We start from the raw sequence: 19446 nt of genomic DNA on the forward strand, positions 1-19446 counted from the left end.
ACCTGAAGGGTACGGCGGTGGCTAACGGCACGGTAACCATCTACAACAACGGTAACGTACTGGGTACGGCTAAAGTGGATGACAAGGGTAACTGGAGCTTTACGCCAGAGCCTGCACTGAAAGACGGCACCTATAACATCACGGCGAACGCCACCAACACGGTTGGCCAGGTCAGTGATAAGACCGGTATCTTTGACTTTACGGTCGATACTACACCTCCGGGTGCGGTAGAAAACCTGCTGATCAGCGATAACGAAGGGGCCTATCAGGGACCGCTGAAAGACGGTGATACCACCGATGACAGTACGCCAACCTTCAGCGGTAAAGCGGAAGCGGGCAGTACCGTATCGGTCTACAATGACGGTAACCTGTTGGGTACGGCGAAAGTCGGTAGTGACGGTAACTGGAGCTTCACCCCAAGTTCACCGCTGCCGGATGGCGACTACAAGTTCACCACCACGGTAACGGATAAGGCGGGTAACACCGGCGATGCCACTCCGGTTGTGAACATTACGGTTGATACTTCAGGCGTTGAAGTTCGTCTGGATAAGCTGGTGGATAACGTTGGCGATATTACCGGTGATATCACACCGAACGGCGTGACCGATGATACGCGTCCGGAAATCGTGGGTACCGGTAAGCCGGGCAGCATCATCAAGATTTACGATGGCGCGACCCTGCTGGGCTCCACCACCGTGAATGCGGATAAGAGCTGGAGCTTCACCCCGACCACCGATTTAGGTCAGCGGCAGCCACAGCATTACCGTGACGGCACCGACCGTACCTGTCCGGCAACACCACGATCCAACCTCGGCATTTGTGTTCACTATCGACACCGTGGCACCAACTCAACCAACTATTGAATCGGCGAAGGATGATGTGGGGGCTATCCAGGGCACGCTGACCAACGGCGCGGCCACCGATGACCCAACACCAACCCTGACCGGTAAAGCCGAGAAGGGCAGCATCGTTAAAGTGTACGACGATGGCGCATTACTGGGCTCCGTGGTAGCAGATGATATCACCGGCCAGTGGACCTTTACGCCAACCTCACCATTAGTGGAAGGTGAGCATAAGTTCCATGTGACTTCAACGGATAAAGCGGGCAACGTGAGTCTGCCATCTGCTGACTTCGTGTTGAATATGGACTTTACCGGTCCGGATCCGGACAAGCTGAAGATCACCGGCGTGGACGACCAGGTGGGTACCATCACCGGTAACGTTGCTCATGGTGATCCTACCGACGATAACCGTCCAACCATTCAGGGTGAAGGTACGGCTGGCGACACCATCTTGTCTACGTGAAGACGATATGGGCGATCGCCTGCTGGGCTCAACCACCGTGGGTGGTGATGGCAAGTGGGCCCTGCGTCCGGATACCGCTCTGTCCACCGGTAAGAACGAATTTACCGCCGTGGAAATGGATCCAGTGGGCAACAAGGCCGGTCCAAGCGCTGGCTATGAAATCCTGCTGGCCGGTAACCCGCCACAGCCACCAACCATTGACCGCGTGGAAGATAACGTCGGGCCAACCACCGGTGCACTGCAAAAGGCGATGTGACCGATGACGCCACGCCAACCCTGAAGGGTACGGCGGTGGCTAACGGCACGGTAACCATCTACAACAACGGTAACGTACTGGGTACGGCTAAAGTGGATGACAAGGGTAACTGGAGCTTTACGCCAGAGCCTGCACTGAAAGACGGCACCTATAACATCACGGCGAACGCCACCAACACGGTTGGCCAGGTCAGTGATAAGACCGGTATCTTTGACTTTACGGTCGATACTACACCTCCGGGTGCGGTAGAAAACCTGCTGATCAGCGATAACGAAGGGGCCTATCAGGGACCACTGAAAGACGGTGACGTGACCGATGACAGTACCCCGACCTTCAGCGGCAAAGCGGAAGCGGGCAGTACCGTATCGGTCTACAATGACGGCAACCTGTTGGGTACGGCGAAAGTCGGTAGTGACGGTAACTGGAGCTTCACCCCAAGTTCACCACTGCCGGATGGCGACTACAAGTTCACCACCACGGTAACCGACAAAGCGGGTAACACCGGCGATGCCACTCCGGTTGTGAACATTACGGTTGATACTTCAGGCGTTGAAGTTCGTCTGGATAAGCTGGTGGATAACGTTGGCGATATTACCGGTGATATCACACCGAACGGCGTGACCGATGATACGCGTCCGGAAATCGTGGGTACCGGTAAGCCGGGCAGCATCATCAAGATTTACGATGGCGCGACCCTGCTGGGCTCCACCACCGTGAATGCGGATAAGAGCTGGAGCTTCACCCCGACCACCGATTTAGGTCAGGGCAGCCACAGCATTACCGTGACGGCCACCGACCTGTCCGGCAACACCACCGATCCAACCTCGGCATTTGTGTTCACTATCGACACCGTGGCACCAACTCAACCAACTATTGAATCGGCGAAGGATGATGTGGGGGCTATCCAGGGCACGCTGACCAACGGCGCGGCCACCGATGATCCAACACCAACCCTGACCGGTAAGGCCGAGAAGGGCAGTATCGTTAAGGTATACGATGGCGGTGCGCTGTTAGGCTCTGTGGTAGCGGATGATATCACTGGCCAGTGGACCTTTACGCCAACCTCGCCATTAGTGGAAGGTGAGCATAAGTTCCATGTAACCTCAACGGATAAAGCCGGCAACGTGAGTCTGCCATCTGCTGACTTCGTGCTGACCATGGACTTTACTGGTCCGGATCCGGATGCGCTGAAGATCACCGAAGTGATCGACAACGTGGGTACCATCACCGGTAACGTGGAATCAGGTAAAGAGACCGATGACAACCGTCCGACCATTAAAGGGGAAGGTACGGCTGGCGACACCATCTTTGTTTATGTCAAAGACGATATGGGCGATCGCCTGCTGGGCTCAACCACTGTGGGTGGTGATGGCAAGTGGAGTCTGCGTCCTGACGTGGTGCTAAACACCGGTAAGAACGAACTGACAGCCGTGGAAATGGATCCAGTGGGCAACAAGGTCGGTCCAAGCGACGCCTATGAAATCCTGCTGGCCGGTAACCCGCCACAGCCACCAACCATCGACCGCGTGGAAGATAACGTCGGGCCGACCACCGGTGCACTGCAAAAAGGCGATGTGACCGATGACGCCACGCCAACCCTGAAGGGTACGGCGGTAGCCAACGGCACGGTAACCATCTACAACAACGGTAACGTACTGGGTACTGCCAAGGTGGATGACAAGGGTAACTGGAGCTTTACGCCAGAGCCTGCGCTGAAAGACGGCACCTATAACATCACGGCGGACGCCACCAACACGGTTGGTCAGGTCAGTGATAAGACCGGTATCTTTGACTTTACAGTGGATACTACCCCTCCGGGTGCGGTAGAAAACCTGCTGATCAGCGATAACGAAGGGGCTTATCAGGGACCACTGAAAGACGGTGACGTGACCGATGACAGTACCCCGACCTTCAGCGGCAAAGCGGAAGCGGGCAGTACCGTATCGGTCTACAATGACGGCAACCTGTTGGGTACGGCGAAAGTCGGTAGTGACGGTAACTGGAGCTTCACCCCAAGTTCACCACTGCCGGATGGCGACTACAAGTTCACCACCACGGTAACCGACAAAGCGGGTAACACCGGCGATGCCACTCCGGTTGTGAACATTACGGTTGATACTTCAGGCGTTGAAGTTCGTCTGGATAAGCTGGTGGATAACGTTGGCGATATTACCGGTGATATCACACCGAACGGCGTGACCGATGATACGCGTCCGGAAATCGTGGGTACCGGTAAGCCGGGCAGCATCATCAAGATTTACGATGGCGCGACCCTGCTGGGCTCCACCACCGTGAATGCGGATAAGAGCTGGAGCTTCACCCCGACCACCGATTTAGGTCAGGGCAGCCACAGCATTACCGTGACGGCCACCGACCTGTCCGGCAACACCACCGATCCAACCTCGGCATTTGTGTTCACTATCGACACCGTGGCACCAACTCAACCAACTATTGAATCGGCGAAGGATGATGTGGGGGCTATCCAGGGCACGCTGACCAACGGCGCGGCCACCGATGACCCAACACCAACCCTGACCGGTAAAGCCGAGAAGGGCAGCATCGTTAAAGTGTACGACGATGGCGCATTACTGGGCTCCGTGGTAGCAGATGATATCACCGGCCAGTGGACCTTTACGCCAACCTCACCATTAGTGGAAGGTGAGCATAAGTTCCATGTGACTTCAACGGATAAAGCGGGCAACGTGAGTCTGCCATCTGCTGACTTCGTGTTGAATATGGACTTTACCGGTCCGGATCCGGACAAGCTGAAGATCACCGGCGTGGACGACCAGGTGGGTACCATCACCGGTAACGTTGCTCATGGTGATCCTACCGACGATAACCGTCCAACCATTCAGGGTGAAGGTACGGCTGGCGACACCATCTTTGTCTACGTGAAAGACGATATGGGCGATCGCCTGCTGGGCTCAACCACCGTGGGTGGTGATGGCAAGTGGGCCCTGCGTCCGGATACCGCTCTGTCCACCGGTAAGAACGAATTTACCGCCGTGGAAATGGATCCAGTGGGCAACAAGGCCGGTCCAAGCGCTGGCTATGAAATCCTGCTGGCCGGTAACCCGCCACAGCCACCAACCATTGACCGCGTGGAAGATAACGTCGGGCCAACCACCGGTGCACTGCAAAAAGGCGATGTGACCGATGACGCCACGCCAACCCTGAAGGGTACGGCGGTGGCTAACGGCACGGTAACCATCTACAACAACGGTAACGTACTGGGTACGGCTAAAGTGGATGACAAGGGTAACTGGAGCTTTACGCCAGAGCCTGCACTGAAAGACGGCACCTATAACATCACGGCGAACGCCACCAACACGGTTGGCCAGGTCAGTGATAAGACCGGTATCTTTGACTTTACGGTCGATACTACACCTCCGGGTGCGGTAGAAAACCTGCTGATCAGCGATAACGAAGGGGCTTATCAGGGACCACTGAAAGACGGTGACGTGACCGATGACAGTACCCCGACCTTCAGCGGCAAAGCGGAAGCGGGCAGTACCGTATCGGTCTACAATGACGGCAACCTGTTGGGTACGGCGAAAGTCGGTAGTGACGGTAACTGGAGCTTCACCCCAAGTTCACCACTGCCGGATGGCGACTACAAGTTCACCACCACGGTAACCGACAAAGCGGGTAACACCGGCGATGCCACTCCGGTTGTGAACATTACGGTTGATACTTCAGGCGTTGAAGTTCGTCTGGATAAGCTGGTGGATAACGTTGGCGATATTACCGGTGATATCACACCGAACGGCGTGACCGATGATACGCGTCCGGAAATCGTGGGTACCGGTAAGCCGGGCAGCATCATCAAGATTTACGATGGCGCGACCCTGCTGGGCTCCACCACCGTGAATGCGGATAAGAGCTGGAGCTTCACCCCGACCACCGATTTGGGTCAGGGCAGCCACAGCATTACCGTGACGGCGACGGATCTGTCCGGCAACACCACCGATCCAACCTCGGCGTTTGTGTTCACTATTGATACCGTGGCACCGACTCAGCCAACCATCGAATCGGCCGAAGATGATGTGGGTTCTGTTCAGGGTACCCTGACTAACGGTATGGCAACGGATGACCCGACACCAACACTGACTGGTAAAGCCGAGAAGGGTAGCGTCGTTAAGGTGTACGACGGTTCAACGCTGTTAGGCTCTGTGGTTGCCGATGAAACCAGCGGCCAGTGGACCTTTACGCCAACCTCGCCATTAGTGGAAGGTGAGCATAAGTTCCATGTGACTTCAACGGATAAAGCGGGCAACGTGAGCCTGCCATCCGCTGACTTCGTGCTGGAAATGGACTTCACCGGTCCGGATATCGACAAGCTGAAGATCACCGGTGTGGACGATCAGGTTGGTAGCGTAACAGGTAACGTTGACAGCGGTGATTTCACCGATGACAGCCGTCCAACCATCAGCGGTACTGGTACTGCCGGTGACACGATTTATATTCACGTGTCGCACGAGTCAGGTGCTGATGTGTTGTTGGGTACCGCCAAGGTCAATGACCAGGGTACCTGGACCTTCCGTCCGGAGAATGCGCTGGCAGAAGGCAACAACAAGTTCACTGCTTACGAACGCGATCCGGTCGGCAACGAAGTTGGGCCAAGTAACGATTACACCGTGATTCTGGATGGCACTCCGATGGTTATTCCAACATTGGATAAAGTTATCGATGATGTCGGTACAATAACCGGCGAACTGAAGAGCGGCGATGTGACTGACGATACGAAACCAACCTTCGAAGGTTCGGCATCGGCAGGCAGCACCATTCATGTGTACGACGGCACAACACTGTTGGGTACGGCTAAGGCTGATGCCAGCGGTAAGTGGACGTTCGAACCACCAACGGCGCTGAAAGACGGTACGCACGACATTACCTTTACCGCTACTTCACCAATCGGTCAGGTGAGCGATCCAAGTGATGTGTTTGTTATTGAAGTGGATACCAAGGTACCAGCTCCGGTAGAAAGCCTGATGATTACCGATAACGTTGGCGATTATCAGGGTGAGCTGAAAGACGGCGATACCACTGATGATGCAACACCAACCTTCAGCGGTCAGGCAGAAGCGGGCAGTATTGTCACCATCTACAACGATGGCGTGGCGATTGGTTCGGCTAAAGTGACTGAAGGCGGCACCTGGACATTTACGCCAGAAGCTGATTTACCGGATGGTGACTACAAGTTCACTACCACAGTAACCGATAAAGCGGGTAATAAGGGCGATCCAACGCCGGTGGTCAATATCACTATTGATACCAGCACATTGACTGTCCAGATTGACAAGCTGATCGATGATGTGGGTGCAATAACCGGCGATATTCTGCCAAATGGTTTCACTGACGACCTGCGTCCGGAAATCGTGGGTATCGGCAGCAAGCCTGGCAGCATCGTTACTGTGTACATTGATGGTGTAAATCAGGGTACTACCACGGTGAAAGCTGACGGTAGCTGGAGCTATACGCCAGCCACTGACCTGGGTCAGGGCGAGCATAAAGTCACAGTTACGGCCAAAGATTCATCAGGTAACGTCACCGAAATGAGTCCGGAATTTATCTTCACTATCGATAATATTCCACCGACTCTGCCAACCATTGATAAAGCCGTAGATAACTTCGGCGATGTCACTGGTGATATGAACTCTGGTGCGTTTACCGATGACAATACACCAACCCTGCACGGTACTGGCGAGAAAGGCAGCTTAATCACCATCTATGATGAAAATGATAAAGCGCTGGGTAGCGTATTGGTTAACGATCAAGGCAAGTGGAGCTACGAGTTACCAGAGCAGGCTGAGGGTCGTCATGACTACTACGTGATTTCCTCTGATAAAGCGGGTAACGCCAGTGCACCATCTGCTGATTTCATTCTGAATATTGACCATACCCCACCAGTTGCAGCGGTGGAAATTGAAGGATACCACGATGATGTTGGCACCAATAAGGGGCTGATACTGGGTAGTGGAACCTTCACCGATGACACCTCTCCGATACTGAAAGGTACCTGGAGTGGCGATTTGGACAGTACAGATGTCATTCAGGTTTATCAGAATGGCGTACTGCTGGGTATCGCAATAGTCGATATGGCGAATCGTTCCTGGACATTTGCGGTAACCGGGTTGGTTAATGCAACCACCTATAACTTTACCGCGGTTGCGGTTGATGTTGCCGGAAACAAGGCTACTGTTTCACCAGACTTCTTGTTAACCGTCGATTTAGATGCGCCAACGCAGACCGTTGCCATTATCAACTACACCGATGATGTTGGTCTGGCGCAGGGTGATTTTAATACCGGTACCACAACGGATGACCGTACTCCAACGCTGAACGGAACTATCAGTTCTGCGCTGGAAGCGGGCGATGAAGTGCGTATTTACGATGTTGCCACCAATACCCTGTTGGGTACGGCAACGGTACATGCGGACAACACCTGGAGTTTCGACCCGTCGGCGTTGAAAGATGATATGACCTATACCTTCCGTGCAGTTGTGGCGGACAGTGCAGGTAACGAAGGGAAGGTATCCAATAACTTCGTCATCTCTATCGACCTGACTGTGGTGATTAACGTTCAGGATACGCTGGATACCACACCAATTATCACGGGTTCTACCGGCTTTGATATTCTGCCGGGTGAGTACCTTGAGGTAACGGTGAACGGTAAGACATACAGCTCGCAAGATGGCGGCGTGGTGATCGATTTCCGTAACAACACATGGTATGTCCAGATCCCGGACAGCGATGCGTTGCCTGTCGGAAAATATGATGTGAAAGCGGTGCTGTTCGATTCTTACGGTGCAAGTATTACCACCGATGATACTCAAAATGAGATTACTATATCGGCAACACCTGTCGTTACAGTAGGTGCAGGCGGCGGCGATCCTAACCAGAAAGCAACAGCGGTAACGCTGGGTGAAAATGGTGTATGGCGTATCCATAGTAACCAGTCCATGTTGGAATCGAAGGCAACTTCATCGTCAACATTGGGTGATTTCTCAACCACGAAACTGGTTAGTAACACGGGTACCGGGTACGACGCGCAGAACTACGTACAGAACGCTACGTTCATGGACTATAACCGTGATGGTCTGATGGACCTGTTCGCTATAGATAGTAACTATAACGACGGTCAGCAGATGTTCTTCTACAACGGTTCTACCTATGTGGCATACCAGGTGGGGGCAAATACCAACACCGCTCAGTCCGGAGATTTTGCCGGTGATGCGGGTACCGATGGTAGTGCCAACACATGGAGCTGGTACGGCGGCATCATCGCTATTGATAAAGATGGCGATGGTTATGTTGATATGGTTAACGGTGACCAGACGCCTAACGACAGTGCTATTCGTGGTGGTTATGGTTCGCAGATCGTACTGAATAATGACGGTACGATCACCGGTATGAGCAAAGATGGTACGTTTGCAACCGACTATGCGGCTAACTCCTCGCACCAACCAATCGGGCTGGATCAGTCACAACCGGATATGGAACTGTCCGGCGTGGACATTAACAACGATGGTATTGTTGACTTTGTGATGCACAGTCAGAACATCGTTGCGGATGGGTCTCGTATCGATAAGGACGGGGCTACCAATAGCTCGGCAGCGCGTAGTACGGATAACGGTCGTCTGGTGGTGGTTAACGGCACCAACAATGGTAACTGGAAGGTTACTCAGATTGTTGAGCACGTGTTCCAGCGCGGTACGGATGATGACCCGGGTATCGGTAACGGCGTGGCCATGACTTGGGCCGACTTTAACGGCGACGGCATGATGGACCTGTTCATGGGTCGTGGAAGTGCCAGCACCACTGCCTCTGCGGGAGCTTCGGGTTCCAACGCGGCACAGCACGCTAGTCGGATCTACTTCAACGACGGTACCGGTAAACTGGTATTCGATGATCCAAACAACGACGGTATTGGTAACCCAACAGCCGCAGGTATGTATACCTTTAACTATACGTTAGCGGGTGGTGCATCCCTTGCGCTGGACTGGAACCACGACGGTAAGATGGACGTTATCGAACTGCCGGGTATGGGGAATACCGGGGGGATGTCTAACGCAGCAGCGTCCGGACCAGTCAACCTGTACACCAACACGTCAACTGATGGAGTAGTAAGCTTCAACACCAGCAACCTGCTTACCCAGGTGGGTAAAACGACGATTGGTGGCACAAGTACCTCGCAGCAAGTCACCGGTGCTATTGCCATTGACATTGACTGGGACGGCGATCGCGACCTGTTAGTTTTCACCAACGGTGGTGTTACTACCTACATTGAAAACAAAAATCAGGTTGAGTACGGCACGGCTATCCACTTGCGTATTCTGGATGCGGGCGGTATCAACTCCCTGTATGGCAATACGGTACAGCTGATTGATGAGGCCACTGGCCAAGTGGTTTCCACTCAAATCATCAACCCGCAGTCTGGTAACCAGACTAACGACAGTACAGCGATTGTGGACTTCTACAATCTGGATGCCAGTAAGTCATACAGTGCGGTCATCCTGCGTTCAGAGAAGGGTGCAGTAGCTAACGTTGGCGGCGTAGCCAAAGTAGGCGAAACCACCGTTCAGAACGTCAACAAAGCATGGGCAGGGTTGAAGGCAGAAGAGGCTAACCACGCCTATGTGCTGACCACCGAGTCTGAAACCAACGTTGCGAATGCCAGCATCAACGGCGGCACCAACAAGACGGGTATTGTGGGAACCGGCTACAACGATACATTCTTTGCCACCCAAGGCAACGATTTGTATAACGGCGGTGGCGGTACCTCAACGATATCTGGCGTGAAGAGCTGGAGTGATACCGGTGGTCTGGACATCGTTGACTACAAACTGGCGGGCAATACACCGCTGGTGATCGACTTGAGTAAGACGACAATGCAAAGTACTGGCTTCGGTAATGCACAGTTTGTGAATATCGAAGGGCTGGCTGGTGGTGGCGGTAACGACATCTTTACCGGCAATAACCAGAATAACTACTTTGATGGTCGTGGTGGCAATGACACCTTCTACTTGGGTGCTGCCGGCCAGGATACGCTGATGTATAAGTCTCTGAATGCATCAGCCAACGATGGCGGTAACGGTCACGATACAGTGTATGGCTTCTTCGTTGGTACGATGGAAGCGACGCCAAATGCTGACATCATCGATGTGAGCGATCTGCTGGTAGGTTATCAGGCGGATGCTGACGGTGCGGCTCACTATATCAACGGTGTTGCAACCATTGATGCTGGTGACCGGATTGCTCAGTACCTCTCGGTTTCCTATAGCGGTAATGACACCATTCTGTCCATTGACCGTGATGGTGACGGCGGTGCTTACGGGGCGACGGAATTAGTCACCCTGAAAGATACCAAGGCAACCCTGGAAGAGCTGTTGGCGAACCACCAGATCGTTATCGACGACGAGGGTCATGGTGCGGCAGTTACTGCAGCGATTGAGTCTGCAAGCGCTAAATCGTTAGCGGCTATCACTCAGATATTTACTGCCGGTGACGACATTCTGTTCGCTACCGAGCACGAAGATATTCTGTTAGGTGGTCAGGGTAACGACACCTTTATCGGCATCGGTAAAGGGGATCAGGTATCTGGTGGTGAAGGTAACGACATCATCAAGATTATCTCTACAGACTTCGCTTCCATTTCCGGTGATGAGGGAATCGACACCCTGATCCTGGATACCACTGGCGAACTGTTAGACCTGAGTGCGTTGAAAGACAAACTGAGCTCAGTGGAGATCTTCGATATGGGCAACGGTGGCAACACCATGAACGTATCGCTGGAAGATGTCCTGCGCCTGGGATCAGAAGAACTGGCAATTAACAGTGGTAACAAAGCGATCATCGTCAACGGTGAAGCTGGCAGCACCCTGCAGTTAGAGGGTAATGACAGTCAGTGGACTATGTCGCAAAGCGATTACCAGTATCAAGGTAACACCTATAACGTCTGGACTTCAGGTACCTCCGGTATCGAAGTACTGGTCGAGAATACGGTGAACCCGGTCATCCTGTAATAGCTTAACCGAAAGGACTGCCGCAAGGCAGTCCTTTCGGGACACTGATTAATTTACCAATAACTGAATAACCCAGGAGTAAACATGTTTAGGGAAAACAAGGGGTCTAAAGTGAATAAGCTGACAACGCTATTACGCGTATCCGCTGCGGGTGCAATTCCTGCTTTACTGGCCTTTAGCGTAACGGCTGCTGGTGTACCGGCAAATGACGTGATGGAAATCAGCTCAACGGAAGAAGCCGCTACTGCTGCTGCACCGGTAGTACTGACCCATACCGGCACTCAATATGTACCGGTTTCCAGAGTGAGCGAAAGTCTGGCACAGGTCGTGTTCTACCGTACAACGGGTGGTGCAGACGTAGGCGTATCTAACGTTTACATCGACCGTGAATTCCAGGGCGCGCTGAGAAACGGTGAATTCACCGTGTTCTGCGTGGAGCCTGGCAAACACATCATCGAAGCCTATGCGGATGATGCGCCGAACTATGGCGGTAAAGAAACGCCAAAATCCATCGCTCGTCTGAATGGTGGTAAAACTTACTTTATCGAAACCAACAGTGTACCGGGCGTGGGAACACCAATCGCGGTGACCCGTACCCAAGCCGAAAGCAAACTGTTTGGCTACAAAGGTGGTGCGACCATCAACCGCGCTTCCGCAGTACGCGCCTGTGACTACATTGGTGGTTCACCATTAGGCAACGTACTGTTCAGCTTCGCCGGTAAAAACGTATCGGATATCGAAGCGGGCGGCGTAGAAATCGTACAAAACATGGCAAACCACATCAACGGCCTGCCAGCAGGTTCGAATGTAAACATCGTTGGTCATGCTGACCCGGTGGGTAACGCATCGTTTAACCAGAAGCTGTCAGTACAGCGTGCAGAAACCGTGAAGAAGATGTTGATCTCCTACGGCGTATCACCATCAGTACTGTCCGTTAGCGGCCAGGGCGCCAACAACCCAACGGTTGACTGTACCGGCCTGCCAAACAACGAACGCAACTTCTGTAACCGCGCTAACCGCCGCGTCGACACCATGATCCAAACCGGCAACGGTTATTAAGAGTAAAACACCGGCCCAATATATACCGGGCCGGTTTGAATATTTCTGAAAGGTTTTGAAATTATCAAAGCCAATCGGAGGGAGAGGCCGCCGTTGGGGTCGACTTGGCGCAAGCCAACGAAGCGCCCCTAGGCGGACTAGGCCCGGCGCCCACAAGGGCTAAGTACAACCGGTCTTCCGGCCGAATATAAAGGCGATATAAGCACATTATCTTTACGGCCGGAATATCCACAAAAGCTAATTTAATAATTTAAAACAACACATTAACCCAATGATACGGCCAGCAGATTCCAGCGAGTCTCCTGCCCGTATCAACAAATAGAAGCTAAAAGCACCAACAACAGGAATAACGATAACTATGAGTCAGGATTTCGCCCCCGCAACGGACGCTCAACAAGACAGCTTACTCTGGTCCGTTCAGTGGCTGGCCGCATACTACAATAAACCAGCCAGTGCAGCGGTACTGTACGCCGGGCTGCCTAAAGAGCCGAAGCTCACCTCCCAGCTTGCCCTGCGCATGCTGGACCAGATCGGCATGGGCGTCGCCTGGGTCGAACGGGATCTGGACCAGTTATTCTCCTACCTGTTCCCGGTGGTGCTCACCCGTAAAGACGGCAGCCACTGCATAGTTACTGAGCGCAGCAGCGGCAAAGGGGCTGGTTCATCCTACCGGGTGATCCTGCCGGAAAACGGCGGTGAAGTGACGCTGTCAGCCCGCGCGCTGGAAGAGATGTACTCCGGTTACGCCCTGTTGTGTAACCCCAAACCGAAACTGGATGAACGCAGCAACGACTGCCTGCCGGAGCCAAATAAAGAAGGCCACTGGCTGTTCTCCACCCTGTGGCGCTACCGCCACTACTTCGCCAGCGCAGCCCTTGCGGCATTACTGGCTAACGTCCTGACGCTGGCCTCCACCTTCTTCACCATGAACGTGTATGACCGGGTGGTACCAACTCAGGCCTATGTCACCTTATGGTCACTGGGTATTGGCGTGTTCATCGCTATCATCTTCGAATTTGTCTCAAGGCTAGTAAGAGCTCATCTGTTTGATATTGCAGGTAAAAAGGCCGACTTACTGCTGGGTACCATGCTGTTCAGACAGGTACTGGGGATCCGCATGGAGAGCAAACCGCAGTCCTCCGGGGCCTTTGCTAACCAGCTGCGTGAATTTGAATCGGTGCGGGATTTTGTCACCTCGGCAACCCTGTCGACCCTGTCGGATCTGCCGTTCTGTGCCCTGTTCCTGTTCATCATCTATCTGGTGGCGGGTCCGCTGGTACTGGTTCCGCTGTGTGCCGTACCGATTATCCTGATAGTCAGCCTGTGTGTGCAGTGGCCGCTGGCGAAAAACATGAAGGAAAACCTGCGGGAAATCTCCCTTAAGCAGGGTCTGTTGATTGAAACCATCGATGGTCTGGAATCACTGAAAGCCGCTCAGGGTGAAGGCGTGATGCAAAAGCGCTGGGAAGACTTCAGTGCATTAGCCGCTGCTACTTCAATGAAGTCCAAGGCGCTGTCCAGCACCACTACCACTTTCGTCAGCTTTATGCAGCAACTGACCACGGTAGCCATCGTTATCTGGGGTGTGTACTTAATTCACGCCGGTGAACTGACCATGGGTTCAATGATTGGTGCGGTGATCTTATCCGGCCGTACCCTGTCGCCTCTGGGTTCAGTGGTGGGGCTGACCCTGCGCTTCCAGCAGGCGAAAGCAGCGCTGAGTTCCCTGAATCAACTGATGAAAATGCCGACCGAGCGCGACGAGAATATTCACTATCTGTCAGCGCCTAATTTCACCGGCAACCTGCGCTTAAAGGGTGTCAACTTCAGCTACCCGAGCGGCAATATGATGATGGCGGCACCGGTAGTGCTGCAAAAAATCAATATCTCCATTCGTCGGGGTGAGCGTGTGGCGATCCTCGGCAGTATCGGCAGTGGTAAATCCACCCTGCTGAAAGTAATGGCGCGGCTGTTCCAGCCGGGCGGTGGTCAGCTGATGATCGATAACGTGGATGCCACTCAGGTGGATCCGGCGGACTGGCGTACCTCGGTGGGCTATGTGGGACAAGACAGTCGTCTGTTCTTCGGCACCCTGCGGGAAAACGTCACCATCGGAAATCCATCGGTAGCGACTGAAGAGCTGCTACAGGTAGCCCGTATGACCGGGCTGGATAAAGTAGCTTCCCGCCATCCACTGGGCTTTGAAATGCCAATCGGTGAAATGGGACAGGGGATTTCCGGCGGTCAGAAACAGCTGGTGTCGCTGGCGCGCTGCCTGCTGCTAAAACCAAAAATTCTGCTGATGGATGAACCGACCAGTTCGATGGATGCCATGACCGAACTGCAATTTATCAATAAATTAAAAACCTCCATTACTGACCAGACGGTGGTGCTGGTAACACATCGCTTCTCACTACTGGAGCTGGTAGACCGGCTGATCGTGCTGGATGACGGCAAGGTAGTGGCAGATGGGCCGAAAGATGAGGTTATCGCCGCATTAAAGGCCAACGGTAAGGCGCAGTAATCGATATTTTTGGCGATCGGAAGTGTGGAGTAAAAACGATCGCCAACAGGGAAGTTAGTTACAGATAGCATTAGATGGCGCAGATAGCGCTAGGGAAGACAGGCTTTATGACAGACAAGATACAAAAAGTGGGTGGCGCTTCGCTTTCAGTAGCAAAAGCACCGGCACCGACAGGAAAAGTAAAAAGCAGCGATCTGCCGTTTATGCGTGACTTACAGGAAGCATTAATCGAGCAGAAGACGCCGTTCAGCCTGATCATGCTGTATTTGATCGGTGCAATTTTAATTATCGCCATTGTCTGGGCGAAGTTTGCACGAGTGGAAGAAATTACCCTGGGAGAGGGGCGGATTATTCCTGCCAGCCGCGAGCAGATAATCCAGAGCCTGGAAGGCGGGATCCTGGAAGAGCTGAACGTGCGTGAAGGGGATATCGTCGAAAAAGGTCAGGTGCTGTTGAAAATTGACCCGACCCGTGCCGGAGCGGTCTATCGCGAAGGGGTTTCCAAGGTCATTGGCCTGAAAGGTACCATCACCCGTTTACGGGCCGAAGCCTACGGCACCCCGCTGGTGTTCCCGGCGGACGTGATGGCGGTGCCATCAGTAGTGAAAGATGAAACTCAGGCCTATGGCGCCCGTAAGCAGACGTTGGACGAGAGTGTTAAAACTCTGCAAACCAGCCTGAAGCTGGCGGAAGACGAAATCAATTTGTCCGAACCACTGATGCAGAAGGGGTTAATGTCAGAAGTGGAACTGCTGAGAATGCGCCGTCAGGCCAACGAGTTCCGCCTGCAAATTGCCGAGCGTCAGAACCGCTTCCGCTCTGAGGCTAACGCCGAGCTGAACAAATTTGAGAGCGAGCTGGCCCAGAGCGTGGAGAACGTGGCAGCCCGTGAAGACGTAATGAATCGTACCACCATCGTGGCACCGGTGCGCGGCACGGTGAATAACATCAAAGTAACCACCGTTGGCGGGGTTATCCAGCAGGGCGGTGAGATCATGGCGATTATTCCGCTGGAAGATCAACTGCTGGTGGAAGCGAAGATTAAACCGTCGGATGTGGCATTCCTGCATCCCGGCCTGAAGGCTACCGTCAAAATTACCGCTTATGACTACGCTATTTACGGCGGCCTGAGCGGCACGCTGGAACACATCAGTGCCGACACCCTGAAAGATGAAGACAAGATGCGTCAGGGACGTGGCGATACTACCTATTACCGGGTGTTAGTACGTACTGACAAAGCGGCGTTAACCGCCAAAGACAAAGTGTTCCCGATTATGCCGGGCATGATAGCCACGGTGGAAATCAGAACGGGAGAGAAAACCATACTGGATTACATCCTGAAACCAGTGTTAAAGGCCAGAGAAGCGTTCCGGGAGCGTTAATAAATATATGAAGATGAAACAACTGGCCCTGCTGACGCTATCCTTATCGGTGACGGTGACAACCGCCATGTCAGCACAGGTGGACGATAAATTATTACAGGCGTTACAGCCAGGGCGTCGTGCGGGTGCGGTAAATCAGCCTCCTCCACCGGCAGTAAAACCAAAAGCGGTTGCCATACCTGTGGCACAGGCCGAACCGGTGATTATCACGCCAACACCGGTTTCTGCAACGGCGGCCCGTGAGGTGACTCCGGCGATTATTGTGCCACCACCCGCACCGGTATCTACAGTAGGTCGTGATGGTAATAGCTGGTCGACAGGCACTAAGCCTGCCGCTGTGCCAGTTGCTACTGCCAGCAGTAATAGTAATAAAGGTTGGATACAGGATACTCTTGCTCAGCCAGCGCCTGAACCAGTCCGCCAGCCAGCAGACAATGATAGTCAGATGACTGAGCTGATGGATATTGACGTGACAGAGACTGCGCCAACAAAAGCAGTGGCAAATAGTACGCCGGCTCCAGTAACTGTGTCAGAGCCGCAACCGGTCAGAACCGCACAAAATCCGGCACCGATTGTCCCGATGGTCACTGCACCGATCGCTACGGTAGGGCGTGATGGTAAAAGTTGGGTGGTAAAAGACAGTTCATCTCAACAGGTTAAACCATCAGCAGTCGTGGCATCAGCGTCAGATAATGATGCAATGGAATTTACCGCCCTTGATGCGGCAGATAGCAAAGCAGAAACCATTGCTAATACCACACCAGTTCAGGTTGTGGAGCCGGAACCAAAGCGTAATGCACAGAACCCTGCGCCTATCGCAGCCAGTCAGCCGTCCAGTGTTAAAACCACTGTGGCAACGGCCAGCAGTCATGATACGGAGCAACTTGCCTTTAGCGATCTGGCATCGGATAGCGAACCGATGACGGTATCCACGCCGGTGAAACCGGATGAAAGCAAACAGGCAACGCTGCTGGCAGATACCCGGCCGCTGGTTCAGCCAGCCGGAGCTAATAATAACGACTTTACTAAAACAGATGACAAAGTTCAGCAGGATATTCTGAACTGGGTGGTAACTGATACCTCGCTAGCCGCACCAGAAGATGGGCAACAGGCAGGTATCTCTGTAAATACCGGAGGTTATGCCACTAAACCGCCAGTTGCTGGTAAAGGCATTCCGTCCATTGAGTTTGTGAAAACTACTGTGCGTCAGGCATTGAACTTTAGTCCGGAAATTCGTAACGCCCAGGCTGCATTTACCGCGGCTAAATATGATGTGGATGAAATCAAAGGTACCCGCTGGCCGCAGGTGAAAGTAGGCGCTAACTCGCCTGTTTCTAACTTTGGTAGCGGTACGCGCAACAATAACTCTTCTGATGTGAGTGATACCAGTGGTTCAGTCTCGGTAACCACAACGGTGTTTGATTTTGGCAAAACTGGCAGCGGTATTCAGAGTGCGGAAGAACTGTCTAAGTCATCGTTACAGGCGGTGAAGTTAACCCGTAACCAGATTGCCTATCAGACCATTGAGGGCCTGTTAACGTTGGATAAGTTTCAAAAAGACATCAAAGTGGCAAAGGCTTACGAAAAGCGGATGTCGGATCTGGTGAGTATGCTGTCGCAAATTACCCAGACCGATAAAGGCCGCGGCAGCGAACTGGTACAGGCCCGCGCCAAACTATTGCAAGCCCAGACTAACGTGCAGCAGCTGGAAAGCAGCTGGCGCGATACCCAGATTATGATGACCCGTCTGCTGGGGCGTGAAGCGCAACTACCAGAAAATCTGGCGTGGAATGAATCCAATATCAGTTCGGGCAGTATTCTGGCCTCGCTGGATAACCATCCACAAATCCAGCGTGCAAAAGCGGAAGTTCAGGCCAGCCTGCATAAAGCGGATGCCATCAAATCCTCTGCTTATCCCAACATCAATTGGGTGGTGTCAAAAAGCACCGCTAAAGATACCTACGGTGACGAGCAGTCCTGGTATACGGGCATCAATGTGGAGTGGGATCTGTTTACCGGCGGTTCGGCGTCGGCATCTCAGGCCGCAGCAGTACAACGTGCTCAGGCCACCCAGATGCAGTTTGAAACCACAGTATTGGAACTGAAATACAAAATCCGCAGCATGATCCAGGTGCGTGATTCCGCTTTTGAAAGGGCGAAAGAGTATCGGGCACTGTCGTCGGAAACCGATCGGGTCAGAACCATGTTCTATGAGCAGTGGTACTACCTGGGTAAGCGCTCACTGCTAGATGTGCTTACCGCAGAGAACGACCACTTTAATAACCAGATTTCAGCCATCAATAATGAGTTCGATGGTTATACCGCCAATATCAATATCATGGCGGAATCGGCCATGCTATTGGGCTGGCTAGGAATGCCAGTTTATTAAGCTGTTATATGTTCGTTTTATTTGAAATTGATTGTTTTAACCAATTTGGATAGCGCGATGATAACTTGTTATGGAGAATAATTTATGAAAAAGGATACACCAATTTGCCATTACTGCGGCAGAGCCGATCGTATTAAGAGGCATGGTATAGGTAGAACAGGGCGGCAGCGTTATTACTGCGCGGAGTGCAAGAAGACATTCCAAACTTATTATATATATAAAGGGAAAGAGCAGAATATTGCTCATCAAATTGAACGCCTGCTGGCTGAAAATTATACGCCTGAGAGAATAAGCAACGAAATGCATGTTCGTTTAGCAACGATAGAGGCGCATATCCGGCAGCTTGAAGGGGTAAATCCATAAATTACTACAATGGATTTTTATATTGTGAATGTGAGCATGGAATAATACGAAGAGCAGCCATCAGGCTGCTCTTTTGTTTTTTATAAACAGGACGATTCTGGCATTAAAAATTGATTCTATTTTGTTATTAACGAGTTGAT

General features: G+C 52.8%; 9 protein-coding genes. All 9 read left to right on the top strand.

The window, feature by feature from the left end:
* Positions 1-2: 2 nt before the first annotated feature.
* The 9 genes from GOL65_RS00210 (at position 3) to GOL65_RS00250 (ending at position 19306) form a co-directional block, all read left to right on the top strand.
* Entirely contained in the window at positions 3-863 is an 861-nt protein-coding gene (locus GOL65_RS00210) for an Ig-like domain-containing protein (protein ID WP_228723107.1), read from the top strand.
* Positions 820-1305 carry an Ig-like domain-containing protein gene (locus GOL65_RS00215; protein ID WP_179038100.1) on the top strand — a complete coding sequence of 162 codons (486 nt, stop codon included), beginning with the start codon at positions 820-822 and terminating at the stop codon, positions 1303-1305. The genes GOL65_RS00210 and GOL65_RS00215 overlap by 44 nt, the downstream gene beginning before the upstream one ends.
* Before the next feature lie 7 nt (positions 1306-1312).
* Positions 1313-1561: an Ig-like domain-containing protein gene (locus GOL65_RS00220; protein WP_179038101.1), complete on the top strand. Its 249-nt coding sequence runs from the start codon at positions 1313-1315 to the stop codon at positions 1559-1561.
* Positions 1558-11589, top strand: a complete 10032-nt coding sequence (locus GOL65_RS00225) for an Ig-like domain-containing protein (protein ID WP_179038102.1) — start codon at positions 1558-1560, stop codon at positions 11587-11589. Before GOL65_RS00220 ends, GOL65_RS00225 begins: the two co-directional genes overlap by 4 nt.
* Positions 11590-11673: 84 nt before the next feature.
* Positions 11674-12648 carry an OmpA family protein gene (locus GOL65_RS00230; RefSeq protein WP_140920426.1) on the top strand — a complete coding sequence of 325 codons (975 nt, stop codon included), beginning with the start codon at positions 11674-11676 and terminating at the stop codon, positions 12646-12648.
* A gap of 358 nt (positions 12649-13006) precedes the next feature.
* The gene (locus GOL65_RS00235) at positions 13007-15172 is read left to right on the top strand and encodes a type I secretion system permease/ATPase (RefSeq protein ID WP_140920427.1); all 2166 of its coding nucleotides are present in this window, start codon (positions 13007-13009) and stop codon (positions 15170-15172) included.
* 107 nt (positions 15173-15279) lie between these two features.
* Positions 15280-16554, top strand: a complete 1275-nt coding sequence (locus GOL65_RS00240; protein ID WP_140920428.1) for an HlyD family type I secretion periplasmic adaptor subunit — start codon at positions 15280-15282, stop codon at positions 16552-16554.
* Positions 16555-16561: 7 nt separating this feature from the next.
* Positions 16562-18943: a TolC family protein gene (locus GOL65_RS00245; protein WP_140920429.1), complete on the top strand. Its 2382-nt coding sequence runs from the start codon at positions 16562-16564 to the stop codon at positions 18941-18943.
* A gap of 84 nt (positions 18944-19027) precedes the next feature.
* Positions 19028-19306: an IS1/IS1595 family N-terminal zinc-binding domain-containing protein gene (locus GOL65_RS00250; protein ID WP_140920430.1), complete on the top strand. Its 279-nt coding sequence runs from the start codon at positions 19028-19030 to the stop codon at positions 19304-19306.
* The last annotated feature ends 140 nt before the right edge of the window (positions 19307-19446 follow it).

It is taken from the genome of Limnobaculum xujianqingii (assembly GCF_013394855.1).
In the GTDB taxonomy this organism is placed as follows: Bacteria; Pseudomonadota; Gammaproteobacteria; order Enterobacterales; family Enterobacteriaceae; genus Limnobaculum; species Limnobaculum xujianqingii.

Bases quoted from the DNA above. Each gene is read 5' to 3' on its own strand.
- GOL65_RS00245 (WP_140920429.1), top strand. From the start codon at position 16,562: ATGAAGATGAAACAACTGGCCCTGCTGACGCTATCCTTATCGGTGACG.
- GOL65_RS00220 (WP_179038101.1), top strand. From the start codon at position 1,313: ATGGGCGATCGCCTGCTGGGCTCAACCACCGTGGGTGGTGATGGCAAG.
- GOL65_RS00235 (WP_140920427.1), top strand. From the start codon at position 13,007: ATGAGTCAGGATTTCGCCCCCGCAACGGACGCTCAACAAGACAGCTTA.
- GOL65_RS00250 (WP_140920430.1), top strand. From the start codon at position 19,028: ATGAAAAAGGATACACCAATTTGCCATTACTGCGGCAGAGCCGATCGT.
- GOL65_RS00240 (WP_140920428.1), top strand. From the start codon at position 15,280: ATGACAGACAAGATACAAAAAGTGGGTGGCGCTTCGCTTTCAGTAGCA.
- GOL65_RS00230 (WP_140920426.1), top strand. From the start codon at position 11,674: ATGTTTAGGGAAAACAAGGGGTCTAAAGTGAATAAGCTGACAACGCTA.